Source organism: Pseudomonas sp. WSY_20 (assembly GCF_043104335.1).
GTDB lineage: Bacteria > Pseudomonadota > Gammaproteobacteria > Pseudomonadales > Pseudomonadaceae > Aquipseudomonas > Aquipseudomonas parafulva_B.
On sequence record NZ_JBICKP010000036.1, the window covers coordinates 59,721 to 81,859 of the forward strand.

Consider the following 22,139-nt stretch of genomic DNA (forward strand, 5'->3'; position numbering starts at 1 on the left):
GGGTGCTACGGAAGTTGCTGGGATCACAGCTGCTGGGTAACGGTCTGCAGCATCGAGTTGGCGGCAGAAATGACCTTGGAGTTCATCTCGTAGGCGCGCTGGGTGGTGATCATGTTCACCAGCTCTTCCACGGTGCTGACGTTGGAGTTCTCCAGGGTTTGCTGCAAGGTGGTACCGAAGCCGTTCAGGCCTGGGGTGCCGACCTGGGGGGCGCCGCTGGCGGCCGTTTCCAGGAACAGGTTGCCACCAATGGCCTGCAGGCCCGCCGGGTTGATGAAGTCGGCGGTCTGGATGTTGCCGATCACCTGGGCGGCCGGGTTGCCGGCGGTGGTGATCGATACGGTACCGTCCTGGCCGACGGTGAAGGTCTGCGCGTCATTGGGCACGACGATGGCAGGCTCCAGGGCATAGCCGTTGGCGGTGACGATCTGGCCATCGGAGTTGAGGTGGAAGGTGCCGTCACGGGTGTACGAAACCGTGCCATCTGGCTGCAGGATCTGAAAGAAACCACGACCATTGACCGCCATGTCCAGCGGGTTCTCGGTGGTCTGCAGGCTGCCAGCCACGAAGCTTTTCTGGGTGCCGACAATGCGCACGCCAGTACCTACCTGCAAGCCGGAGGGCAGCTGGCTGTCCTGGGTGGACTGGGCACCTGGCTGGCGACGGATCTGGTACAGCAGGTCCTGGAACTCGGCGCGATCACGTTTGAAGCCGGTGGTCGACACGTTGGCCAAGTTGTTGGAAATCACCGTCAGGTTGGTGTCCTGGGCGGACAGGCCGGTTTTGGCGACCCATAGAGCTGGAAGCATGTAAGTTCTCCTCGCGCGCCTGTTTTACGGCACCCGTTCAAATGTCATTAGCCGATTTGCAAAACCCGCGCCATGGCTTCATCGCCTTCCTTGGCCGCGCTCATCATTTTCACGTGCAGCTCGAACTGGCGGGACAACGCCAGCACCGAGGTCATCTCTTCCACCGCGTTGACGTTGCTGCCTTCAAGAAACCCCGACACCACGCGAACATTGACGTCGGCATCGGCCGGCTGGCCGCTGGCGGTGTGAATCAGGCCGTCTGCGCCCTTGTTCAGGCCCTTGGTGTCCGGGTTGACCAGCTTGATGCGGTCGACTTCGGCCATCACCCGCGGGTCTTCGCCCATGGAGCGGATGCTGATGGTGCCGTCGGCACCCACTTCCACCTTCTGCTCAGGCGGGATGGCAATCGGGCCGCCGTTGCCGATCACCGGCATGCCGTTGCCGGCGCGCAACACGCCAAGGGCGTCGATATTCAGGCTGCCAGTGCGCACATAGGCTTCGCTGCCGTCGGGGGCCTGCACGGCGATAAAGCCATGGCCGCTCACAGCCACGTCCAGGTCGCGACCGGTTTCGATCATCGGCCCTTCGCTGAAGTCGGTGGCTGGACGCTCGGTCAGGGCGAAGGCGCGCGCCGGGAAGCTGTCGCCAAAGACCGGCATCGAGCGGGCCTGCTCCAGGTCGCGCTGGAAACCGTTGGTGGAAACGTTCGCCAGATTGTTGGCGTGGGCCTTCTGGGCCAGCGCGTTCTGGCTGGCGCCGGTCATGGCCACGTAAAGCAATTTGTCCACAGCATCTCCTCCGCGCGCCAGTACCGCGCTGTCATCAGGCAGGGTCTAGCAATAATCGAACCAGCTTTGCTCCCCGGTGAATCGGGCACTCCAGCGCGACGGCTTTACCGTCGGTGTCAGTTTGTTGGCATCGGATCAAAAGCGCCTGGATCAGTGATCGCGGCAGGCGCCGTTTTTGTAGGGGCCGGCAAATCGGGTCCAGCCTGAACCCGGGTTGCCTTGGACGCAGATGTATCGCCCGGTGACCAGGCTTTGCCAAAGGAAGAAAGGCCTTGGGGCGGCCTCTGCCCAGTTGGCACTACCGCCCCCTATCACCAGCAGGAAGGACAACAACCAGGCATGCTTCATCGACACTACCCTAAACCCTGAGTGTCACGTCTTGGCACGCCATCAGCTCATCTGAATGATGGTTTGCATGATGGTGCTTTCAGTGGAAATCGTCTTGGCGTTGGCCTGGTAGTTGCTCTGCGCCTTGATCAGGTTCACCAGTTCGCCGGTCAGGTCGACGTTGGAATCTTCCAGCGAGGCACCTGCAATCTGGCCCAAAGTACCGGTGTCCGGCGCGCCGATCACCGGGACACCCGACGAGAAGGACTCCTGCCAGTTGGTTCCGCCAATCGGCGTCAGGCCCTGCATGTTGGAGAAGCTGGCGATGGCGACCTGGCCAATGACTTTGTTCTGACCATTGGTGAAGTTGGCGAACAGGAAGCCGCCCTTGTCTACCGACAGGCTAGACAGCTCACCGGTAGCGAACCCGTCCTGATCCTTGGCGGTCACGGCCGAAGCGGCGTTGTACTGGGTCATGCCCAGCATGTCGAGGCTGACGCCGCCGGGGTTGGCGTTGGCACCGTTGGCTGACCACTGGCCGGCAGCGTTCTTCTGCGCGGGGATCCAGTTGTCCAGGTTGAAAGTCTTGTTCGCATTGATCGACAGGCCACCGGCCACCGGCCCAGGCGTGAGGGCATCAGCGTTGAGCGTGCCGTCGGACTTGAATGGCAGGTCGTTGATCAGCGGCTGCGTGGAGGTCGGGTCCTGTGGGTTGCGACCGTCGATGGTGGTGTACATCTTCCAGGAATTGGACGTGTCATCCTTGATGAAGTACTGGTTCAACTGGTGCGCATTGCCCTGGCTGTCGTACACGTCGCTTGAGAACGTGAAGTTGTAGCTCTTGACATCGGCCGGGTCGAACGGGGTGACCGTAGGCGCGCCATCGCTGGACTTGAGGTTGACCGTCTGCACGATCTTGGACGTGGCCTTGGGGGTAAGGTTGGCCGTGTCGATCTGAAGGTTGGTCAATACGCCCTGCACCACCTGGCCATTTTCGTCGACGCCATAACCTTGCAGGTTGGCGCCGCCTGCGTTGACGACGAAGCCCTGCTTGTCACTGTAGAACGCACCGGCCCGGGTATAGATCTTCGAGCCGTTGTCATTGAGCGCGAAGAAGCCGTTGCCGTCGATGGCCATGTCCAGCGCCTGGCCGGTGCCGTTGATGTTGCCCGAGCTGAACTGCTGAGAAATGGCGGCGGTTCTTACGCCGGTACCAATGGTGGTACGGCCGGCGCTGGTGCCGCGAATGGAGCTTGAGTACTGGTCGGCGAATTCGGCGCGCGAGGACTTGAAACCGGTGGTGGCGACGTTGGCAATGTTGTTGCCGGTCACGTTCAGGGCCTTGTTGGCTGCATTGAGGCCGCTTAAGCCAATGTTGTAAGACATACGCTAACTCCTGAAAATGTGCGCTAGGCCCTAGATGCCGATGCTTTGAATGGTGGAAAGTGGAACGCTGCCCAGCCCTGCCAGGTTCAGCGACATTTCGCCGCCGTTGGTGCCCATGGTCACGCTGGTGACGGTGGCCGGCAGGTTGGTGGTCATCGCCGTCGTCGTGCCATTGATCGAGGCGGTGGCCTTGAAGCTGTAGGTGCCGGCCGGCAGGGCCTCACCGGCGTCATCCTTGCCATCCCAGGTGAAGTCCACCTTGCCGCCAGCCTGGCTGCCCAGGTCGATGGTGCGCACCAGCTTGCCGTCCTTGTCGTACACGCCCACCGAGGTGGCGGTGCTCGAGCCGGTGAGGTTCACCGAGCCCTTCATGTCCTTGCTGGTGTCGACCACGGCCTTGTCGGTCTGCACGATCACGTTGCGTCCGACCAGCGACGACGCCTGCAAGGCCTGGGACGACTGGAACGCACTGGCGATGTAGCCGACCGAGCTGTTCAGGGTCTGGATACCTTCCAAGCTGCTGAACTGCGCCAACTGCGCCACGAACTCGCCGTTCTGCTGCGGGTCCAGGGGGTTCTGGTTCTTCATCTGGGTGACCAGCAGCTGCAGGAAGGCATCTTTGCCCAGTGCACTGCCGGCGGCGCCGGTCTTTTCGTCGTTCTTGCTTTCTTTTCGCTGCAGCGAGTTCAGGTAGCTACTACCGACTTCGCCTGTGGCATTGGTGGTGGTCATGTCGGCGTCCTATCACTGACCCAGGGTCAGTACCTTCTGCATCATGCTCTTGGCCGTGTTCATCAACTCGGCATTGGTCTGGAACGCGCGGCTGGCCGAGATCATGTCAGCCATCTCCTCGACCACGTTGACGTTGGGGTAATACACGTAGCCGTCCTTGTTCGCCGCCGGGTGGCTAGGCTCGTAGCGGGCCTCGAGGTTGCTCTGGTCCTCGACGATGCCGGTTACTTGCACGCCCTGCCCTGCCTCGCCCTGGTCCTCGAACAGCGACTGGCTGGTGCCGGCCTGGGTGTTCTGGAACGTGGTGGCGAACACGGGGTGGCGAGCGCGGTAGGTCTGGTCGATGCTCGACGAGACCGTCTCGGCGTTGGCAATGTTGGAGGCGACGGTGTTCAGGCGCGTGTTCTGCGCGCTCATGCCGGAACCGGCAATGTTAAAGACGCTGGAAAGGGACATGGTCATTCTCCCCGCAGGGCTGACACCAGCCCTTTGAATTTACTGTTGAGCAACGTGAAACTGGCCTGGAAGCCAATCGCGTTTTCGGTGTAATTCGACTGCTCGATCTGCGCGTCCACGGTGTTCTGGTCGATCGAAGGCTGCATCGGCGTGCGGTACTTGAGGGCTTCGTCGCTCAGCGCCACGCCGTCGGCCTCGATGTGCCGGCTGTTGGTGCGCTCCAGGCCGAAGCGGCCGCCGTTGCGCTGCTTGTCGCTTTCGGCGGCCAGCACCGAGGCGAAGTCCAGATCACGGGCCTTGTAGTTGGGGGTGTCGGCGTTGGCAATGTTGTTGGCCAGCACTTCGGCGCGTTGCGCACGAAAGCCCAGGGCCTTCTCATGGATACCAAGCGCCTTGTCGAAGCTGATGCTCATGTCGGGGAAACCTTCAGCGGTTGACCAGAATGTCGTTGCCGAAGGTTTTAGCAAGGCTTGTGCCAACATCGGCAAAGCCCGTATTCAAGGCCTTGCAGCCCTGTTCAGAGGGGCGCTATGCCAGAAAAGCGGCAAACCGCACGCGGCCCAATGGCCACAAGCGGCAAAAATATGAGCACATGAGCGGCAAAACAAAAAATTGACGTCAGCGGCAGGGCCAACTCATTGAAGGCCGCTGACAAGGCGTCGCACTGTCAGCGGCACATACGGCATGGGCCTATTTGGCCTGGTAGATGATGCCCGGGCTACACTGCACCATCTGGTAATGGTCCGGCAGGCCGTTGAGGGCCTCGGATGCGCCCAGGAACAGGTACCCGCCTGGCTTGAGGGTGCTGTGAATGCGCAGCAGGATGTCTTTCTTCACCTGAGCCGAGAAGTAGATCAACACGTTGCGGCAGAACACGATGTCGAACTTGCCCAGGCTTGCATAGCTGTCGAGCAAGTTGAACGAGCGAAACTCCACCCGGTTGCGAATCGCCGGCTTGATCGCCCAGCGCCCCGGCCCCTTGGGGTCGAAGTAGCGCTGCAGGCGCTCGGCCGACAAGCCGCGGGCGATCGCCAAGCTGTCGTACTCGCCAGTCTTGCAGTTGTTGAGCATGGTGCCCGACAGGTCGGTGGCGACGATCTGCGCGCCCATTTTCAGCTGGCCCAGGTTGCTGCGTTCGAACTCGTCGATGGCCATGGAGATGGAGTACGGCTCCTGGCCCGAAGAGCACGCCGCCGACCACATGCGCAGGCGCTGGCCGGGGTTGTTGCGGATGAACTCAGGGAGGACCTTGTTCTTGAGCACCTCGAACGGGTAGGTATCGCGAAACCACAGGGTTTCGTTGGTGGTCATGGCATCGACCACCTGCTCGCGCAGGCCGCCCCGCGGCTGGGCCTGGATGCGTTGCACCAGCTCGCCCAGGCTCTTGATGCCCTGCTGCTCCATCAATTTGTTGAGGCGGCTGGACACCAGGTACTGCTTATTTTCGCCCAGCAAGATGCCACAGGCTTTTTCCAGAAAGACCCGGAACTGTTCGAAATCCAAATTACCCGTAGACACTGCTGCCGCCTCTTTTCAATCACTGTGGCCGGGGCGAACCCCGGCGCCTTTCAATGTGCTGCCTTGATTCGGTCAACCACGCGCTGGGCCAGATCATCCGGCCGGAACTTGGCCAGGAAATCATCGGCGCCCACTTTCTTGACCATCGCCTGGTTGAACACCCCGGACAGTGAAGTATGCAGGCAGATGTGCAGCTTTTGCATGCGCGGGTCGCTGCGAATTTCCGCCGTCAGGGTATAGCCATCCATTTCCGGCATTTCAATGTCGGAAATCATCATCAGAAACTCTTCTTCAGGCTTCTTGCCTTCGTCCACCAATTGGCGAAGGTAGTTCAAGGCCTGGCGGCCGTCATTGAGGGCCACCACCTCGACCCCAACCGTCTGCAGGCAACGGCTGACCTGCTTGCGTGCCACCGACGAATCGTCGACGGTCAACACCCGCAGCATCACGGCCTTGTCCTGCACCTCGGCGTCCACCACCCCCGCCGACACCGCCTCCGAAGACGGCGCGACCTCGGCCAGCACCTTCTCCACGTCGATGATCTCGACCATACGGTTGTCCACCCGCGTGACTGCCGTCAGGTAATGATCGCGGCCGGTCCCCTTGGGTGGCGGGTGGATTTCTTCCCAGTTCATGTTGACGATGCGCTCGACCGAATGCACCAGAAAGCCCTGAGTCTTGGTGTTGTACTCGGTAATGATCACGAAACTGCTGCGCGTGTCTTCCTGCAACGGGCGCAGGCCGGTGGCCATCGACAGGTCAAGGATCGGAATCGTCGCCCCGCGGATGTTGGCGACGCCGCGCACCACCGGGTGCGCCTTGGGCAGTATGGTCAGCGCAGGGCATTGCAGCACTTCCCTGACCTTGAAAACGTTGATGCCATAAAGCTGTTCGCCGTTGAGGCGGAACAGCAGCAGTTCCAGGCGATTCTGCCCTACCAGCTGTGTGCGCTGGTTGACCGAATCCATAACCCCCGCCATGCCGAACTCCTTACCTGTCAGCCATTCGTTGCCACTTACTCAAGAAGTCGGCACGGGCTTTGCTTTTTTGAGCGCCATGTACATGAAAACGACAGTTTCCCGACGATTGACGCGCCTGCTGGCTGGCTTGCTGGCCGCATTGTGCCTGCTGGTACCGGTTCGCACCTGGGCGGACGCGTTCACCATGCCTGAACAGCTTATCGGTGTCACCCAAGGGTTTCTTGAGTTCACCGTCGAAGATTATCTCGCCACGACCCAAACGGCCGGCCGCTACGAGATCCAGGTGAACCCGTTGGACCCAAGGTTGCGCATGCCCTTGTGCAGCCAGGCGCTCGACGCTTCGCTGGAAAGCCCGAGCGTGCCGCTGGGGCGGGTGACGGTGCGTGTACGTTGCGACGGCGCGGCGCCCTGGACCGTTTTCGTGCCCGCCACCGTTCGCTTGTTCCGCGAGGTGGTCGTGGTCACCCGCCCGCTGCGACGGGACAACGTGGTGAGCGAAGGCGATGTGGCCCTGCGCGAGCGGGACGTCGGCACGCTGGGCCAAGGGTTTCTGACCGATGTGGGCCAGGCGGTCGGGATGAAGATGCTGCGCCCGACGGTGATGGATCAGGTGCTGACGCCTCAACACCTGGAGCAGGCGGAGGTGGTGCGCAAGGGCGATCATGTGGTGATCGTTGCCCGCAGTGGCACGTTGAGCGTGCGCATGCCTGGCGAGGCGCTGAGCAAAGGCGGCATCAGCGAGCAGATTCGGGTGCGCAATCTCAATTCCAAACGCGTGGTCAAGGCCATGGTGACGGGCCCGGGCCAGGTCGAGGTGAGCATGTAGGCCAGCGGGCGGAAGCCGCTGGCGCCGGGGAACCGCTTTTTTTAGACTGTGTCAGAAAACGGGTAACAGGCTGTCGCTCAAGACAGTCACGCATTTGTGCCTAAAGTTTATCGTGAGTTGGCCGAAAACAAGGCAAGCGTCCATAAACCCAGAGGTTTTCTGATCATGGTCATCGACTTCAGTCGTTTGAATAATTCCCCGGCCGTCACCGGCGGTGTACGCGGCAGCAATGCCCCTGGCAGCACTGAAAAGCCGGCTGCCAGCCAGGAAACAGTAAAGGGCACGGGTGCAAGCGGAGAAGCCGTGCACCTAAGCCCAGAGGCCCAGCAGTTGCAAAAGATCAGCGACAAGCTGCGCGATGAACCCGTCGTCAACAGCGCCAAGGTAGCCCAGCTCAAACAGGCCATTGCCGATGGCAGCTACAAGGTCGATGCCGGCCGTGTCGCCAGCAAGCTGCTCGATTTCGAAGCACAGCGTTGACCGTCGGGTGCGCTGACTTCAATGGACGCTTGAAAACCGGGAGTTAGCCATGCACGACACCACCCTGCTGCAATTGATCGAACAAGACATCGCTCCGATGCAGGAGCTACTGGAGCTGCTTCAGAACGAGGCTGTCGCGCTGCACGGTCGCGACATGCAGTTGCTTGAGCAGATCCTGGCGCGCAAACAGTCGCTGATCATTCTGCTCGAACAACACGGCCAGCGCCGTGGCCAGTTGCTGAGCGACCTGGGCCTGAGCGCAGACCGCGCCGGCGTACAGGCGGTGGCGGCGCAATCGCCCCACGGTGACGTGATGCTGGAGCGACTCGATACGCTGGCGCAGCTGATGGACGCCTGTCAGCAGGTCAACTCGACCAATGGCCGTATCATTCAGGTCCAGCAACAGGTCACCAATAATCAGGTCCGCATCCTCATGGGCGGCGACTCGCCGTCGCTCTACAACAGCCGTGGCAGCACCTCACCCCTGACCAAGCCGCGCGCCCTCAGCCAAGTGTGATTTCCCTATCAAGGCACCGCACATACTGGCAAAATGCTGTTAATTGCCTGTGTCGCTTTTGCCTGGAGAACGTCAAGCCGTGTTCAATGAATCCGATGCCCCGCAACCGCCCAAGGTGCTGAGCACACCCTTGGAAATTGCGGCCAATTTACGGCAGCTCCAGGAAAGCCACGACCCCCTGATCATCACTTTCCATGACCGAGGCCATCGCTTCCAGAGTTACGTGGTGGACGTGGATCGGGAAAACAATGTGCTGGCGCTTGACGAGCTGATCCCCCGTGACGGTGAGAAGTTCATCGAAAACGGCGAGCATTTCCGGGTGGAAGGCTTCCACGACGGTGTGCGCATTGCCTGGGAATGCACCCACGGCCTGCGCATCAGCGAAGTGGACGGTCATCGCTGCTACCGTGGCGGGCTGCCGTTGGAGATGACCTATCACCAGCGCCGCAACGCATTTCGTGCCGCGCTGAAGCTGTCGCAGCTGGTAGACATCATGCTCGATGGCACGCACCTCAAGGGCAACGGTGCCTTGCGTGGCAAACTGCTGGATATTTCGGCTACCGGGTGCAAGCTGCGCTTTGATGGGAATGTCGAGGATCGCCTGCAGTTGGGTCAGGTGTATGAACGCTTCAAGGCCGGCGCACCGCTTGGGTTGGTGGATACCATGGTCGAGTTGCGCCATCTGCATTATGAAGAGCGGATCAATACCACGTTTGCTGGGGTTCGCTTTCATAACCTCAGTGGGCCTGCCCAGCGCAAGGTGGAGAGTTTTGTGTATCAGCTGCAGCGTGAAGCGCGGCGGTTTGATAAGGACGATTATTGATTTTTACAATGGGCGGGAGGGCTGTTGCGGCCTTTCAGCAGCTTGGGTGCTATCACGTAGTTTTGAAGGAATTGTTTGGGCGTTTGGACCCGTGTAGGTATTCACTGGCGAGGGTGGCGCACAATCACCTTTCCGCCCTTACGGCGGCTCACTTTTTGTCTTGTCAAAAAGTGAGCAAAAACCGCCTGCTCCTATCATCCGGCCCCTGCGCTGCGCTCCGGGGTTCCCTCGTTCCGGGCTTGCTCCCGGGAGGACCGCGCTGCAGGCCCCATCCTGGGGCCCAGCGCTTGACAGGCATCCATGCCTGTCACCTCCCTTCGCAAGCCCTGCGCTCGGCCTCCTGAAGTCGCGATCTGCGGCGCCTGGGCTACCGTGCGCTTAGAAGCAAGACCAACACAGCCCATGTCTCTGCCTTGGTGCTCAAGTTGCTGCCCAAACTTCCAAAATCACACATACCCTCGTCTTGATCCTCAAATCGCACTTACGAGGTGAGGATCCAGACGGTATCTACCTTGGTCCTGTATTGGCTGAGACAGCGGAGGCCTGGCCTTTGCAGAACTAAACGGCCTAGCGCCGCCTCTGAAGGCTAGCCGATTTCCGGGTAGGAGCGGCCTCGTGCCGCGATGGGCCGCGCAGCGGCCCCAGCCGATAGGCGGAAACACAGAAATTACCGGGGCGGGATTGCACCGCCTGGCACACGTAACGCTCCACGTGCTCCAACGCGCGTGACGGCCACACTCAAGCCGGCTTATTCCCCTGCACCTCCTCCAGCGGCGGTTCGCCGTCTTTCTCGGCCTCCTCCGTGTCCTCGGCCGCCACCGGCGTCTGCATCACATCCTGCACGGTCTGCTCATCCACACGCGGGTCCAGCGCTGCCGACAGGGGCGAGCCGGCGGCGGGCATGGCGACGTGGCCCAGGGGGGCATCCTGGACCTGGTGCAAGCCGGTGACAGCTTTTGGACGGATGCGCCAGACCAGTACCAGGGCAAAGAACACGAAGAAGGCGTACAACATCTGCACGCCCAGCACTTTCATCAGCACGCCAGCCGCCAGGGGCCCGATGCACGCCCCCACGCCGTAAGTCACCAACAGCATGGCAGTCAGCGAAACGCGGCGCTCGCTCTCCACGTGGTCGTTGGAAAAAGCCACGGCCAGCGGGTACAGGCTGAACTGCAACAGCGATACCACAAAGCCCATGGCGAACAGCAACTCCAGCGGCACGTCGGGCAGGATCGCCAACGGCGCGGCGGCCACGGCCAGCCCCCCTGCGACACTGCGAATCAACACCGCACGGTCGTAACGGTCCGACAACCAGCCCAGCGGCCACTGAACCACCAGCCCTGCAAAAATGCAGCAGCCCATGAACAGACCGATCTGCTCGGTGCTAAGACCCTGGCTGGCGGCATACAGCGGAGCAAGGCCGTAGAACGAGCCGACGATCAGCCCGGAACCCAGCACCGTACTGAGCGACTGCGGCACGCGCTTGATGAAGAACTTGGGCTCCATGGGTGCCGGACGCAGTGGCGCGGGGTGGATGCGGCGGGTCATGGCCACCGGCACCAGGCACAGGGCGAAGCACATCGCGACCAGCATCAGCAGCTCAAGCCCCAGCTCAGGGTGCACCACCAGTATCAGCTGACCCAACACCAGGCCCAGGTAGGACGCGATCATGTACCCGCTGAATACGGCGCCGCGGTACTTCACGTCCGCCTGCTCGTTGAGCCAGCTTTCGATGACCATGTACTGGCACATCATGCCCAGGCCTACGATCATCCGCAGCCCGACCCAGGCCGGCAGCCAGTTGGTCAGGCCGTGCCCGAGCACGGCGGCGCCGACAATACCGGCGCAGGTGGCATAGGCACGTATGTGCCCTACTCGGCCGATGAGCCGGTGGCCGACCTTGCCGCCCACGGCCAGGCCGAAGTAGTTGGCCGCCATCAAGGCACCGACCCACAGGCTATCGACGTTGTCGGCAGCCAGGCGCAGCGCCAGGTAGGTACTGAGCAGGCCCGAGCCGATCAGCATCATCAGTGCAGCGAAATACAACGACTGAAACGGCTTCCAGATAGTGCGCATAAATCCCTTCGGCTCCCGGGTTGAGCTGGCAGTTGTAGGTGCAGAATAAAGGCTAACGCCAAGCGTTGCAGGCCCCGTGCTGCAAAATCGAATGGTCCCTTGCCCATGGCCAGGTAAAAAATGGATCAGGCCAGGCCACAGGGCGTCGACGAGCTTGGACAGCAGTCATTCGCGCAAGGTCATCCCGTTTGCCGGCAATGGCAACGCCGTTTTGTAGCGCACCTGCTTGAGCGCGAAACTGGAGCGAATGTTGGCAACGCCCGGCAGGCGGGTCAGGTAATCCAGAAACCGCTCCAGCGCCTGGATACTGGGCAGTAGCACGCGCAGCAGGTAGTCCGGGTCACCGGTCATCAGGTAGCACTCCATGACCTCGGGCCGCTCGGCGATCTCTTCCTCGAAGCGGTGCAGTGCCTGCTCGATCTGTTTTTCCAGGCTCACATGGATGAATACGTTCACATCCAGGCCCAGCACCTCGGGCGACAACAGCGTGACCTGCTGGCGAATGACGCCCAGCTCTTCCATGGCCCGCACTCGGTTGAAACAGGGCGTAGGCGACAGGTTGACCGAACGTGCCAGCTCGGCGTTGGTGATGCGGGCGTTTTCCTGAAGGCTGTTGAGAATGCCGATGTCAGTACGATCGAGTTTGCGCATGAGACAAAATCACCGGTTTATTGTGTTTATGGGGAATGTTTATCTGGCCTGCTTACCAAAGGCAATCAACTAGAGAGAAATATTCTGCGCCAGGGCAACTAACATGTAGCTAACGCTGACCTGCTGGTCACAAGCCGGCAGTCAGCGGCGACCGCTTCAAAGCTCACAAAAACAAATACCCGAGCGAGCGTAAACAGCATGAACGAGTACGCCCCCCTGCGCCTGCATGTGCCCGAGCCTACCGGCCGGCCAGGCTGCCAGACCGATTTTTCCTACCTGCGCTTGAACGACGCAGGCCAGGTCCGTAAACCACCCATCGACGTAGAAGCCGCCGACACCGCCGACTTGTCCGGCAGCCTGGTGCGCGTGCTGGATGAACAGGGCAATGCCCAGGGCCCCTGGGCCGAGGACATAGACCCGCAGATACTGCGCCAAGGCATGCGTGCCATGCTCAAGACCCGCATCTTCGACAGCCGCATGGTCGTCGCCCAGCGCCAGAAGAAGATGTCGTTCTACATGCAGAGCCTGGGCGAGGAAGCCATCGGCAGCGCCCAGGCCCTGGCGCTGAACCGCACCGACATGTGCTTCCCGACCTACCGCCAGCAAAGCATCCTGATCGCCCGTGACGTTTCGCTGGTGGACATGATCTGCCAACTGCTCTCCAACGAGCGCGACCCGCTCAAGGGTCGCCAGTTGCCGATCATGTATTCGGTACGCGAGGCGGGCTTTTTCACCATCAGCGGCAACCTGGCGACCCAGTTCGTGCAAGCGGTGGGCTGGGCCATGGCCTCGGCCATCAAGGGCGATACCAAGATCGCCTCGGCCTGGATCGGCGATGGTGCCACCGCTGAGTCGGACTTCCATACCGCCCTCACCTTCGCCCACGTCTACCGCGCCCCGGTCATCCTCAACGTGGTCAACAACCAGTGGGCGATTTCCACGTTCCAGGCCATCGCCGGCGGCGAGTCCACCACCTTCGCCGGCCGCGGCGTGGGCTGTGGCATCGCCTCGTTGCGCGTGGACGGCAACGATTTCGTGGCCGTCTACGCGGCCTCGCGCTGGGCAGCCGAACGCGCACGCCGCGGCCTTGGCCCCAGCCTGATCGAGTGGGTCACCTACCGTGCTGGCCCGCATTCCACGTCCGATGATCCGTCCAAGTACCGCCCAGCGGACGACTGGAGCCACTTCCCGCTGGGCGACCCGATCGCTCGCCTGAAGCAGCACCTGATCAAGATCGGCCATTGGTCCGAAGAAGAACACCAGGCCACCACGGCCGAATTCGAGGCTGCCGTGGTCGCCGCGCAGAAGGAAGCCGAGCAGTACGGCACCCTCGCCAACGGACACATTCCCAGTGCCGCTTCGATGTTCGAGGACGTGTACAAGGAAATGCCGGACCACCTGCGTCGCCAACGTCAGGAACTGGGGGTCTGAAATGAACGATCACAACAGCAGCATCAACCCGGAAACCGCCATGGCCACCACCACCATGACCATGATCCAGGCCCTGCGCTCGGCCATGGACATCATGCTCGAGCGCGACGACAACGTGGTCGTGTATGGTCAGGACGTCGGATACTTTGGCGGCGTCTTCCGCTGCACCGAAGGCCTGCAGAACAAGTACGGCAAATCACGGGTGTTCGATGCCCCGATTTCCGAAAGCGGCATCGTCGGCACGGCCGTGGGCATGGGTGCCTACGGCTTGCGGCCGGTGGTGGAGATCCAGTTCGCCGACTATTTCTACCCAGCCTCGGACCAGATCGTGTCGGAAATGGCGCGACTGCGTTACCGCTCCGCTGGCGAATTCATCTCGCCGCTGACCCTGCGCATGCCCTGCGGCGGGGGCATTTATGGAGGCCAGACCCATAGCCAGAGCCCGGAAGCAATGTTCACCCAGGTGTGCGGGCTGCGCACGGTCATGCCGTCCAACCCCTATGACGCCAAGGGCCTGCTCATTGCCTCGATCGAATGCGATGACCCGGTCATCTTCCTTGAGCCCAAACGCCTGTACAACGGCCCCTTCGATGGCCACCACGACCGCCCCGTGACGCCATGGTCCAAGCATCCGCAAAGCGCCGTGCCCGACGGTTATTACACCGTACCGCTGGACAAGGCAGTGGTGACCCGGCCCGGCAACGACGTCACGGTCCTCACCTATGGCACAACGGTTTATGTCGCCCAGGTCGCGGCCGAAGAGACGGGCGTCGATGCCGAGGTGATCGACCTGCGCAGCCTGTGGCCGCTTGACCTGGAAACCATCGTCGCGTCGGTGAAGAAGACCGGGCGCTGCGTGGTGGTGCATGAGGCCACGCGAACCTGCGGGTTCGGCGCCGAACTGGTCGCGCTGGTGCAGGAGCATTGCTTCCACCATCTGGAAGCGCCCATCGAGCGCGTCACGGGTTGGGACACGCCCTATCCCCATGCACAGGAGTGGGCGTATTTCCCAGGGCCATCGCGGGTGGGTGGGGCATTGAAAAAGGTCATGGAGGTCTGAATGGGCACGCATGTCATCAAAATGCCGGACATTGGCGAAGGCATCGCGCAGGTCGAATTGGTCGAGTGGTTCGTCAAGGTAGGTGACCTGATCGCCGAAGACCAGGTCGTGGCCGATGTCATGACCGACAAGGCGACGGTGGAGATCCCCTCCCCGGTCAGCGGCAAGGTCATGGCCCTGGGCGGCCAGCCTGGGGAAGTGATGTCGGTCGGCAGCGAGCTGATCCGCATCGAGGTCGAAGGCAACGGCAACCATGTGGATGCCCCGCAAGCCAAGGCGGCCGAAACTCCGCCTGCCAGCCAAGCACCCAAGCAGGCAGTACAGGAACAACCCGTGCCGGCCGCCTTGACGCCCCCGGCCAGCCGCCCGGCCGCACCGCTGGCTCCACGCCAGGCCAGCGATAAACCCCTCGCCTCGCCCGCCGTGCGCAAGCGCGCGCTGGATGCTGGCATTGAATTGCGTTACGTGCACGGGAGCGGCCCTGCCGGGCGCATCCTGCATGAAGACCTCGATGCCTTCCTCAGCCAGCCTCAACGCGCCGGTGAGCAGGCCCCCAGCGGCTACGCCAAGCGCACCGACAGCGAGCAAGTCCCGGTAATCGGCCTGCGGCGCAAGATCGCCCAGCGCATGCAGGACGCCAAACGTCGCGTGGCCCATTTCAGCTATGTCGAAGAAATCGACGTCACTGCCCTCGAAGCGCTGCGCCAGCAGCTCAACAGCAAGCATGGCCAAGACCGGGGCAAGCTCACCCTATTGCCGTTTCTGGTCCGTGCGTTGGTCGTGGCACTGCGTGACTTTCCGCAGATCAACGCCACATACGACGACGAAGCACAGGTCATCACCCGCCACGGCGCGGTGCACGTCGGCATCGCCACCCAAGGGGACAACGGCCTGATGGTGCCAGTGCTGCGCCATGCCGAGGCGGGCACCTTGTGGGTCAATGCAGCGGAAATCGCACGGGTGGCCAATGCCGCTCGCACCAACAAGGCCAGCCGCGAGGAGCTGTCGGGCTCAACCATCACCCTGACAAGCCTCGGCGCACTGGGCGGCATCGTCAGCACGCCGGTGGTCAACACCCCAGAAGTGGCCATCGTGGGGGTCAACCGCATGGTCGAGCGGCCTGTGGTCGTCGACGGTCAGATTATGGTGCGCAAGATGATGAACCTGTCCAGCTCGTTCGATCACCGGGTAGTCGATGGCATGGACGCCGCACTGTTCATCCAGGCCGTGCGAAGCCTGCTGGAACAACCCGCCTGCCTGTTTGTGGAGTGAGCATGCAACCGATCATCGAAACTACGCTGCTGATCATCGGCGGCGGCCCCGGCGGCTACGTGGCCGCCATCCGCGCTGGCCAACTGGGCATCCCCACAGTGCTGGTCGAGGGGCAGGCGCTGGGCGGAACGTGCCTGAACATCGGCTGCATTCCGTCAAAGGCGCTGATTCATGTGGCCGAGCAGTTCCATCAGGCCACCCGTTTTGCCGAGGGCTCCCCACTGGGCATCCGCGTAGCCTCCCCCGAGCTGGACATCCGTCAGAGCGTCGCGTGGAAAGACGGTATCGTCGACCGACTGACCACTGGTGTGGCCGCTCTGCTGAAAAAGCACGGGGTCAAGGTCATCCACGGCTGGGCGAAGCTGCTCGACGGCAAGCACGTGGAAGTCGACGGTCAGCGCATCCGCTGCGAGCACCTATTGCTGGCTACGGGTTCAAGCAGCGTCGAGCTGCCCATGCTGCCGCTGGGCGGCGCCGTCATTTCATCGACCGAGGCGCTGACGCCCGCTACGGTGCCGCGCCATCTGGTGGTGGTCGGTGGCGGGTACATCGGTTTGGAACTGGGCACTGCGTACCGCAAGCTAGGTGCGCAGGTGAGTGTGGTGGAGGCCCGCGAGCGGGTGTTGCCCACCTACGACGCCGAGCTCACCGCCCCCGTGGTCGAGTCGCTGAAAAAGCTGGGCATCGCCGTTTACCTTGATCACAAGGTGGAAGGCTATGAACAAGGCACCCTGATGGCCCGGAACAGCGAAGGCTCGCCCCTGCGCCTTGACGCCGATAGGGTGCTGGTAGCGGCTGGCAGGCGCCCGCGCACCCAAGGCTTGAACCTCGAATGCCTGGACCTGCGCATGAATGGGGCGGCGATTGCCATCGACGCGCAGTGCCAGACCAGCATGCGCAACGTGTGGGCCATTGGTGACGTGGCGGGCGAGCCCATGCTGGCGCACCGGGCGATGGCCCAGGGCGAGATGGTCGCCGAACGCATCGCGGGCAAGTCACGTCGCTTCGAGCCGGCCGCCATCGCCGCGGTGTGCTTCACCGACCCGGAAGTGGTCGTCGCTGGCCTGACCCCTGATCAGGCGGTGGCGCAAGGGCTGGACTGCATCGTGGCGCAATTTCCCTTTGCCGCCAACGGTCGGGCCATGAGCCTGGAGTCCAGGACGGGGTTTGTGCGGGTGGTGGCACGCCGCGACAACCACCTCGTGCTGGGTTGGCAAGCGGTGGGCGTGGCCGTCTCTGAACTGTCCACCGCATTCGCCCAATCGCTGGAAATGGGCGCGCGCCTGGAAGATGTGGCGGGCACGATTCATGCCCATCCGACCCTGGGCGAGGCGGTGCAGGAGGCCGCCCTGCGCGCGCTGGGCCACGCACTGCACATTTGACCCCTGGCGCGGCCTGGGGTCGTTGGTCACTGGGCGACGGCGTTCTTGCCTGCGCCCTTGGCCCGGTAAAGCGCCTGGTCGGCGCGCGCCAGCAGGCTGTGGGTGTCATCGCCTTCGCGCCACTGCACTACGCCGTAGCTCAAGGTCAATCGACACTCGCCAATGGGCTCCAACTGCGCCACTACCTGGCGCAGTTGTTCGGCGCAGGCGCAGGCTTGCTCCAGGCTCGTCTGGGGCAGGACCAGGACAAATTCATCACCTCCCCAACGGGCCAGCAAGTCACTTGTGCGCTGGCGCAATCGCAATGCCTCGGCCACACGAATCAAAGCGGCGTCGCCCTGCGCATGCCCGTATTGGTCGTTGATCGGCTTGAAATCATCCATGTCCATAGCGATGACCGACAGTGGCTGCCGAAAGCGCTGGGCCCGCTCGCACTCCTGCCTCAGCACACTCTCCAGCCGATAGCGGTTGGCGATACGCGTCAGGGAGTCCCGCTCGGCAAGCTCGCGGTTCTCGTCCAGCTGGCGCTGGAGCTGCTCGTTTACCCAGGACAATTCGCGCGTGCGCTCGGCGACCAGGCATTCCAGCGATTGGTTACGCCGCTCAAGCTGCGCCAGTTGCCGCTTGCCGCTGTCGATGTTGCGATGGGCTCCCAGCATGCGTGCCACCGAGCCATCGGGGTTGCGTGCGATCACGTATCCACTGTCCTCGACCCATAGGTAGCTGCCGTCGGCGCAGCGGCACCGGTACTCGACCAGGTAACGCTCGTTGCGCTGGTGGACATAGGCATCGAAGTGGGCCATGACACGCTGGAAATCGTCGGGGTGGATCAACCTTTCCCAGGTCAGTACCGAGTTTTCCTGGGAGTGAGGCGTATAGCCGAGCATTAGGTACCAGCCGGGGTTGCGATAGACATAACCCGTATTGGCATCCCAATCCCAGATACCGTCGCTGATCAGGTCGAACAGCGTCTGAAGCTGCTCTTGGGTAAAACCCGTGGGCACGGGGATGACGTGCTGGTTCATGCAATCTCCTGAATAACCAGCAACTGCGCCCCAAGTCCAAGGGCTGCTGAGGTGAAGAAAGACGGCGCTCGCCTTGTGAGGTGAACCGTTAACGGGACTAAGCATAGGAGTACGGACGTAGGGCTGAAATACGTCTTAAGGCGTAGATTTGTAACGGGCGATGAGCGAAGGAGAAGGGAGTGCTGGAGGCACTGGGGGGAAATGGCGTCCCAGGCAGGAATTGAACCTGCAACCTTCCCCTTAGGAGGGGGATGCTCTATCCAATTGAGCTACTGAGACACTGCAACTGGCAGCAGGCGCTGCTCAGCGGGACGGCGTGCATGTTAACCAGCGTGCGGCCGTTTGTCATGTGTTGCAGTGCCATTTGAGCGTAAACCTTTTCCGAAGCCCTAGTACGCCTGGATAACACACTCTTCTCGCAACACTGCCAGCAAGGCCTCGACTGCCGAAGACAGCGTAGTCGAGTTGTCCACCGTTCTTGCGGCATCGTCGGCCGTATCGCTCAGACTGACATGCCGAGCCAGACGCTGGTCAATCTCGTTTTGGGTCTCCCGCCCACGGGCCTGCAGGCGCTGACGCAGGATATCGAGACTGACGTCCACACGGATGGCCAGCAAATCAGGGTAGCGAGTACGAGCCTGCGCCAGGTGGCCGCGCGAGCCGTTTACCAGCACCGACCTGCCCTGCTCCAGCCACTCATCTACCTGCCGGGGGATACCGTATTGCAACCCATTGGCCTGCCAATGCATGGCGAATGCGCCTTGCAGCTTCATACGTTCGAACTGCTCGACACTGACACCTACCGCTGCCTCCCCCGTGGCTTCAGGCGAGCGCGTGATGACCCGACGGGCTATTTCGACATGCGCGGCTGCCAGCTGCGGGCGGGCCGCGTCGATCAATGAATCTTTGCCCGCGCCAGAGGGTCCGATCAACAGAATCAGCCTGCCTTTTAGCGGCGAAGCGCAGCTTGCATCATGGTGCATTGCCACTATGCTCTCTGATTAAGAACCTGTGCGTTTGACGCTACTTTCGGCGCAGGTTTCAGGTTTTTTGCAGGATTAGCGGGGATACGTCTGACTTGAGGCCACCACTAAACGTGTGAAAATTTTAACCAGTGCTCATTTCAGACAATTGGTACTGGCATAAAGCCTTTATGCAGATCACTATTTGTCACAGAATTGACGCCAAGGAAACGACAGCATTGAGGCAAGATGAGCGTCCATCTGCACAACCGGTTGAACATTTTGGCGATAAGGCGGTCGTATTTCCACCCCGCGCGGCCAATTTGAGAACCGCTTCCCCTGAACCAAAATCTGGTCAATTTATATGCGCCCAATGAAACAGGCTATTTATTCGAGCCGCACTGCTGACAAGTTCGTCGTTCGCCTGCCAGACGGGATGCGTGAGCGCATCGCCGAGGTAGCACGCAACCACCACCGCAGCATGAACTCGGAGATCATTGCACGCCTGGAACAGAGCCTTATCCAGGAAGGTGCCCTGGGTGAGGAATTGAGCATGCGCCTGGACAGCCCTGAACTGTCATTGCACGAACGCGAGCTGCTGCAGCGCTTCCGCCAGCTGTCCCATCGTCAGCAGAATGCGCTGGTTGCCCTGATTGCCCATGACGTGGAAATGGCTGCTGACGCTTCCTGACGCAAACCTTTGCTGCCATTCACAAAAAAGCCAGCTGATGCTGGCTTTTTTGGTTTTGAAATGGCGGCCTCTTCGTTGCCTTTATCATCCAGACAACCGGACGTCACGCACGGCGTAACGCCCCGAGCCGTTAGAGCAAGAACACGGTGGCGAGCCCCAGGAAGATGAAAAAGCCGCCGCTGTCGGTAACTGCGGTGATCATCACGCTCGACCCCATTGCCGGGTCGCGCCCCAGGCGCGTCAGCGTCATCGGTATCAGCACGCCCATCAGGGCCGCGAGCAGCAGGTTCAAGGTCATCGCGGCCGTCATTACCAGGCCAAGCGACCAGCTGCCATAAAGCCAGAAGGCCACCGCGCCGATGACGCCACCCCAGATCAACCCGTTGATCAAGGACACCGCCAGCTCCTTGCGCATCAGTCGGGAGGTATTGCCTGGGGATACCTGGTCAAGGGCCATGGCGCGCACGATCATGGTGATGGTCTGGTTGCCGGAGTTGCCACCGATGCCCGCCACGATCGGCATCAGCGCGGCCAGGGCAACCAGCTTTTCGATGGACCCTTCGAACAAGCCGATGACCCGGGATGCGACGAAAGCGGTAATCAGGTTTACGGCCAGCCATGCCCAACGGTTGCGCAGCGAGCGCCAGACCGACGCGAAGATGTCCTCTTCTTCGCGCAGACCCGCCATGTTCAGCACTTCGGTCTCACTCTCTTCGCGAATCAGGTCGACCATTTCGTCGATGGTCAGACGCCCGATGAGCCGATCGCTCTTGTCCACGACTGGTGCCGATACCAGGTCGTACCGCTCGAAGGCCTGAGCCGCGTCGTAGGCGTCTTCGTCGGGATGGAAGGACACGGGATCGGTGGCCATGACGTCGGCCACTTGCTTGTCCGGGTCGTTGACCAGCAGGCGCTTGATCGGCAACACACCCTTGAGAATGCCATCGTGATCGACCACGAACAGCTTGTCGGTGTGGTTGGGCAATTCCTTGAGGCGGCGCAGGTAACGCAATACCACTTCCAGGCTGACGTCTTCACGGATGGTCACCATCTCGAAGTCCATCAGTGCGCCGACTTGTTCCTCGTCATAGCTCAGCGCGGAGCGTACGCGCTCGCGTTGCTGAGCATCGAGGGTCTCCATCAGCTCATGAACCACGTCCCGTGGCAACTCAGGCGCCAGGTCGGCCAGTTCGTCGGCGTCCATTTCCTTGGCAGCGGCAAGCAGCTCGTGATCGTCCATATCGGCGATCAGGGACTGGCGCACGGCGTCTGACACTTCAAGCAGAATGTCGCCGTCACGATCCGAGCGCACCAGCTGCCAGACCGTCAAGCGGTCTTCGAGGGGCAAGGCTTCGAGGATGTAGGCGATATCGGCGGGGTGCAGATCATCGAGCTTGCGCTGCAACTCGACAAGATTCTGCCGGTGGACGAGGTTTTCTACCAAGTCGTTGTGTGCACCTTCCTGGCGGTGCGTGACATCTTCAACCAGGCGCTGGCGCTGAAGCAGGTCGACGACCTGGGACAGACGATCCTGGAGGCTTTCTTGCGCTTTCTTTACTTCTACTTCCGTCATAGGCGAACTCCACTCCCAGCCGCGGAGCACGCCGGGGGAATCAATCGATTAGATCTATCTGTACGAAACGGTTTGGGGAGTAACTACTGGGTAAGTCCATGGTGGTGATCCACAAGCCCCGGCGGGGCTGACGGGCGCAATCATACACTGCTCAAGCTGACAGATCGCTTAAATTTTTGGCTATAACAATCGTTTGCGCGTCATTGCTCTGACAACGCATGAAACCATCGGTGCAATGGCATTGGGCGAGGTTGTGCGAGCACCCTGCCAAGCACCTGGCATGCAGGTACAGAGCACCAAAGCCTGCGCGTTAGGGCGTGGCTGTGTAAGCGATTGAATGCGCAAAGCTGGAAAAACAAAAAGCCCGCTCATTG

The 22,139-nt window shown here is 61.5% G+C and carries 22 protein-coding genes and 1 tRNA gene; 9 read left to right on the forward strand and 14 right to left on the reverse strand.

From position 1 onward, the window contains the following. Positions 1 to 23: 23 nt before the first annotated feature. The 8 genes from flgG to ACF8E5_RS10155 all read right to left on the reverse strand — a co-directional run bounded on the left by flgG (position 24) and on the right by ACF8E5_RS10155 (position 6,996). On the reverse strand, positions 24 to 809 hold the full coding sequence (gene flgG, locus ACF8E5_RS10120) for a flagellar basal-body rod protein FlgG (RefSeq protein WP_023533986.1): 786 nt from the start codon (positions 807 to 809) through the stop codon (positions 24 to 26). A gap of 47 nt (positions 810 to 856) precedes the next feature. After that, positions 857 to 1,597: a flagellar basal body rod protein FlgF gene (locus ACF8E5_RS10125; RefSeq protein ID WP_023533964.1), complete on the reverse strand. Its 741-nt coding sequence runs from the start codon at positions 1,595 to 1,597 to the stop codon at positions 857 to 859. A 390-nt stretch (positions 1,598 to 1,987) separates the two neighbouring features. Continuing rightward, on the reverse strand, positions 1,988 to 3,310 hold the full coding sequence (gene flgE / locus ACF8E5_RS10130; protein WP_392475225.1) for a flagellar hook protein FlgE: 1,323 nt from the start codon (positions 3,308 to 3,310) through the stop codon (positions 1,988 to 1,990). 30 nt (positions 3,311 to 3,340) lie between these two features. Continuing rightward, positions 3,341 to 4,042: a flagellar hook assembly protein FlgD gene (flgD, locus tag ACF8E5_RS10135; protein ID WP_196186003.1), complete on the reverse strand. Its 702-nt coding sequence runs from the start codon at positions 4,040 to 4,042 to the stop codon at positions 3,341 to 3,343. A 12-nt stretch (positions 4,043 to 4,054) separates the two neighbouring features. Next, positions 4,055 to 4,498, reverse strand: coding sequence for a flagellar basal body rod protein FlgC (gene flgC / locus ACF8E5_RS10140; protein WP_023533977.1), 444 nt, complete (start codon positions 4,496 to 4,498; stop codon positions 4,055 to 4,057). Positions 4,499 to 4,500: 2 nt separating this feature from the next. Further along, positions 4,501 to 4,911: a flagellar basal body rod protein FlgB gene (gene flgB, locus ACF8E5_RS10145; protein WP_196186004.1), complete on the reverse strand. Its 411-nt coding sequence runs from the start codon at positions 4,909 to 4,911 to the stop codon at positions 4,501 to 4,503. A 277-nt stretch (positions 4,912 to 5,188) separates the two neighbouring features. After that, entirely contained in the window at positions 5,189 to 6,016 is an 828-nt protein-coding gene (gene cheR, locus ACF8E5_RS10150) for a protein-glutamate O-methyltransferase CheR (RefSeq protein WP_058639145.1), read from the reverse strand. A gap of 50 nt (positions 6,017 to 6,066) precedes the next feature. Then, the gene (locus tag ACF8E5_RS10155) at positions 6,067 to 6,996 is read right to left on the reverse strand and encodes a chemotaxis protein CheV (RefSeq protein WP_058606139.1); all 930 of its coding nucleotides are present in this window, start codon (positions 6,994 to 6,996) and stop codon (positions 6,067 to 6,069) included. A gap of 76 nt (positions 6,997 to 7,072) precedes the next feature. Between ACF8E5_RS10155 and flgA the strand changes: the two genes are divergently transcribed. The 4 genes from flgA to ACF8E5_RS10175 all read left to right on the forward strand — a co-directional run bounded on the left by flgA (position 7,073) and on the right by ACF8E5_RS10175 (position 9,642). Continuing rightward, positions 7,073 to 7,822, forward strand: coding sequence for a flagellar basal body P-ring formation chaperone FlgA (flgA, locus tag ACF8E5_RS10160; protein ID WP_078478895.1), 750 nt, complete (start codon positions 7,073 to 7,075; stop codon positions 7,820 to 7,822). Positions 7,823 to 7,987: 165 nt separating this feature from the next. Next, complete coding sequence (gene flgM / locus ACF8E5_RS10165; protein WP_058639147.1) at positions 7,988 to 8,302, forward strand: flagellar biosynthesis anti-sigma factor FlgM; 315 nt, start codon at positions 7,988 to 7,990, stop codon at positions 8,300 to 8,302. A 49-nt stretch (positions 8,303 to 8,351) separates the two neighbouring features. Beyond that, positions 8,352 to 8,819 carry a flagella synthesis protein FlgN gene (locus tag ACF8E5_RS10170; RefSeq protein ID WP_058606142.1) on the forward strand — a complete coding sequence of 156 codons (468 nt, stop codon included), beginning with the start codon at positions 8,352 to 8,354 and terminating at the stop codon, positions 8,817 to 8,819. 79 nt (positions 8,820 to 8,898) lie between these two features. Then, positions 8,899 to 9,642, forward strand: a complete 744-nt coding sequence (locus ACF8E5_RS10175) for a flagellar brake protein (protein ID WP_078478897.1) — start codon at positions 8,899 to 8,901, stop codon at positions 9,640 to 9,642. Between the two features lie 738 nt (positions 9,643 to 10,380). Here the strand turns inward: ACF8E5_RS10175 and ACF8E5_RS10180 are convergent. Then, complete coding sequence (locus tag ACF8E5_RS10180) at positions 10,381 to 11,718, reverse strand: MFS transporter (protein WP_058637626.1); 1,338 nt, start codon at positions 11,716 to 11,718, stop codon at positions 10,381 to 10,383. 165 nt (positions 11,719 to 11,883) lie between these two features. Then, positions 11,884 to 12,369, reverse strand: coding sequence for a Bkd operon transcriptional regulator BkdR (bkdR, locus tag ACF8E5_RS10185; protein ID WP_023533792.1), 486 nt, complete (start codon positions 12,367 to 12,369; stop codon positions 11,884 to 11,886). A 198-nt stretch (positions 12,370 to 12,567) separates the two neighbouring features. On the opposite strand from bkdR, the gene ACF8E5_RS10190 reads away from it, so the two are divergent. The 4 genes from ACF8E5_RS10190 to lpdA are packed head-to-tail and all read left to right on the forward strand — an operon-like array spanning position 12,568 to position 17,514. After that, on the forward strand, positions 12,568 to 13,800 hold the full coding sequence (locus ACF8E5_RS10190) for a 3-methyl-2-oxobutanoate dehydrogenase (2-methylpropanoyl-transferring) subunit alpha (protein WP_058605562.1): 1,233 nt from the start codon (positions 12,568 to 12,570) through the stop codon (positions 13,798 to 13,800). A 1-nt stretch (position 13,801) separates the two neighbouring features. After that, positions 13,802 to 14,860, forward strand: coding sequence for an alpha-ketoacid dehydrogenase subunit beta (locus tag ACF8E5_RS10195; protein WP_058637624.1), 1,059 nt, complete (start codon positions 13,802 to 13,804; stop codon positions 14,858 to 14,860). Further along, positions 14,861 to 16,132 carry a dihydrolipoamide acetyltransferase family protein gene (locus ACF8E5_RS10200; RefSeq protein ID WP_392475226.1) on the forward strand — a complete coding sequence of 424 codons (1,272 nt, stop codon included), beginning with the start codon at positions 14,861 to 14,863 and terminating at the stop codon, positions 16,130 to 16,132. Positions 16,133 to 16,134: 2 nt separating this feature from the next. Next, positions 16,135 to 17,514: a dihydrolipoyl dehydrogenase gene (gene lpdA, locus ACF8E5_RS10205; RefSeq protein WP_196186005.1), complete on the forward strand. Its 1,380-nt coding sequence runs from the start codon at positions 16,135 to 16,137 to the stop codon at positions 17,512 to 17,514. 26 nt (positions 17,515 to 17,540) lie between these two features. On the opposite strand, the gene ACF8E5_RS10210 is transcribed toward lpdA, so the two are convergent. The 3 genes from ACF8E5_RS10210 to phnN form a co-directional block, all read right to left on the reverse strand. Further along, positions 17,541 to 18,539 (reverse strand): diguanylate cyclase domain-containing protein, encoded by a 999-nt coding sequence (locus ACF8E5_RS10210; RefSeq protein ID WP_392475228.1) that lies wholly within the window; start codon positions 18,537 to 18,539, stop codon positions 17,541 to 17,543. 202 nt (positions 18,540 to 18,741) lie between these two features. Beyond that, positions 18,742 to 18,818, reverse strand: a tRNA-Arg gene (locus tag ACF8E5_RS10215). A 110-nt stretch (positions 18,819 to 18,928) separates the two neighbouring features. Further along, a complete protein-coding gene (gene phnN, locus ACF8E5_RS10220) occupies positions 18,929 to 19,522 on the reverse strand; it encodes a phosphonate metabolism protein/1,5-bisphosphokinase (PRPP-forming) PhnN (RefSeq protein WP_196186013.1) in 594 nt (197 codons plus the stop codon). Positions 19,523 to 19,865: 343 nt separating this feature from the next. Between phnN and ACF8E5_RS10225 the strand changes: the two genes are divergently transcribed. Next, a complete protein-coding gene (locus tag ACF8E5_RS10225; RefSeq protein WP_027915923.1) occupies positions 19,866 to 20,192 on the forward strand; it encodes an Arc family DNA-binding protein in 327 nt (108 codons plus the stop codon). Between the two features lie 130 nt (positions 20,193 to 20,322). Here the strand turns inward: ACF8E5_RS10225 and mgtE are convergent, their stop codons facing one another. After that, on the reverse strand, positions 20,323 to 21,765 hold the full coding sequence (gene mgtE, locus ACF8E5_RS10230) for a magnesium transporter (RefSeq protein ID WP_058605568.1): 1,443 nt from the start codon (positions 21,763 to 21,765) through the stop codon (positions 20,323 to 20,325). Positions 21,766 to 22,139: the final 374 nt, after the last annotated feature.

Coding starts and splice junctions, on each gene's coding strand:
- flgG (WP_023533986.1), bottom strand. CDS start 809: ATGCTTCCAGCTCTATGGGTCGCCAAAACCGGCCTGTCCGCCCAGGAC.
- flgE (WP_392475225.1), bottom strand. CDS start 3,310: ATGTCTTACAACATTGGCTTAAGCGGCCTCAATGCAGCCAACAAGGCC.
- flgD (WP_196186003.1), bottom strand. CDS start 4,042: ATGACCACCACCAATGCCACAGGCGAAGTCGGTAGTAGCTACCTGAAC.
- flgC (WP_023533977.1), bottom strand. CDS start 4,498: ATGTCCCTTTCCAGCGTCTTTAACATTGCCGGTTCCGGCATGAGCGCG.
- flgB (WP_196186004.1), bottom strand. CDS start 4,911: ATGAGCATCAGCTTCGACAAGGCGCTTGGTATCCATGAGAAGGCCCTG.
- ACF8E5_RS10155 (WP_058606139.1), bottom strand. CDS start 6,996: ATGGCGGGGGTTATGGATTCGGTCAACCAGCGCACACAGCTGGTAGGG.
- flgA (WP_078478895.1), top strand. CDS start 7,073: ATGTACATGAAAACGACAGTTTCCCGACGATTGACGCGCCTGCTGGCT.
- flgM (WP_058639147.1), top strand. CDS start 7,988: ATGGTCATCGACTTCAGTCGTTTGAATAATTCCCCGGCCGTCACCGGC.
- ACF8E5_RS10170 (WP_058606142.1), top strand. CDS start 8,352: ATGCACGACACCACCCTGCTGCAATTGATCGAACAAGACATCGCTCCG.
- ACF8E5_RS10180 (WP_058637626.1), bottom strand. CDS start 11,718: ATGCGCACTATCTGGAAGCCGTTTCAGTCGTTGTATTTCGCTGCACTG.
- bkdR (WP_023533792.1), bottom strand. CDS start 12,369: ATGCGCAAACTCGATCGTACTGACATCGGCATTCTCAACAGCCTTCAG.
- ACF8E5_RS10190 (WP_058605562.1), top strand. CDS start 12,568: ATGAACGAGTACGCCCCCCTGCGCCTGCATGTGCCCGAGCCTACCGGC.
- ACF8E5_RS10195 (WP_058637624.1), top strand. CDS start 13,802: ATGAACGATCACAACAGCAGCATCAACCCGGAAACCGCCATGGCCACC.
- ACF8E5_RS10200 (WP_392475226.1), top strand. CDS start 14,861: ATGGGCACGCATGTCATCAAAATGCCGGACATTGGCGAAGGCATCGCG.
- lpdA (WP_196186005.1), top strand. CDS start 16,135: ATGCAACCGATCATCGAAACTACGCTGCTGATCATCGGCGGCGGCCCC.
- ACF8E5_RS10210 (WP_392475228.1), bottom strand. CDS start 18,539: ATGAACCAGCACGTCATCCCCGTGCCCACGGGTTTTACCCAAGAGCAG.
- phnN (WP_196186013.1), bottom strand. CDS start 19,522: ATGCACCATGATGCAAGCTGCGCTTCGCCGCTAAAAGGCAGGCTGATT.
- ACF8E5_RS10225 (WP_027915923.1), top strand. CDS start 19,866: ATGCGCCCAATGAAACAGGCTATTTATTCGAGCCGCACTGCTGACAAG.
- mgtE (WP_058605568.1), bottom strand. CDS start 21,765: ATGACGGAAGTAGAAGTAAAGAAAGCGCAAGAAAGCCTCCAGGATCGT.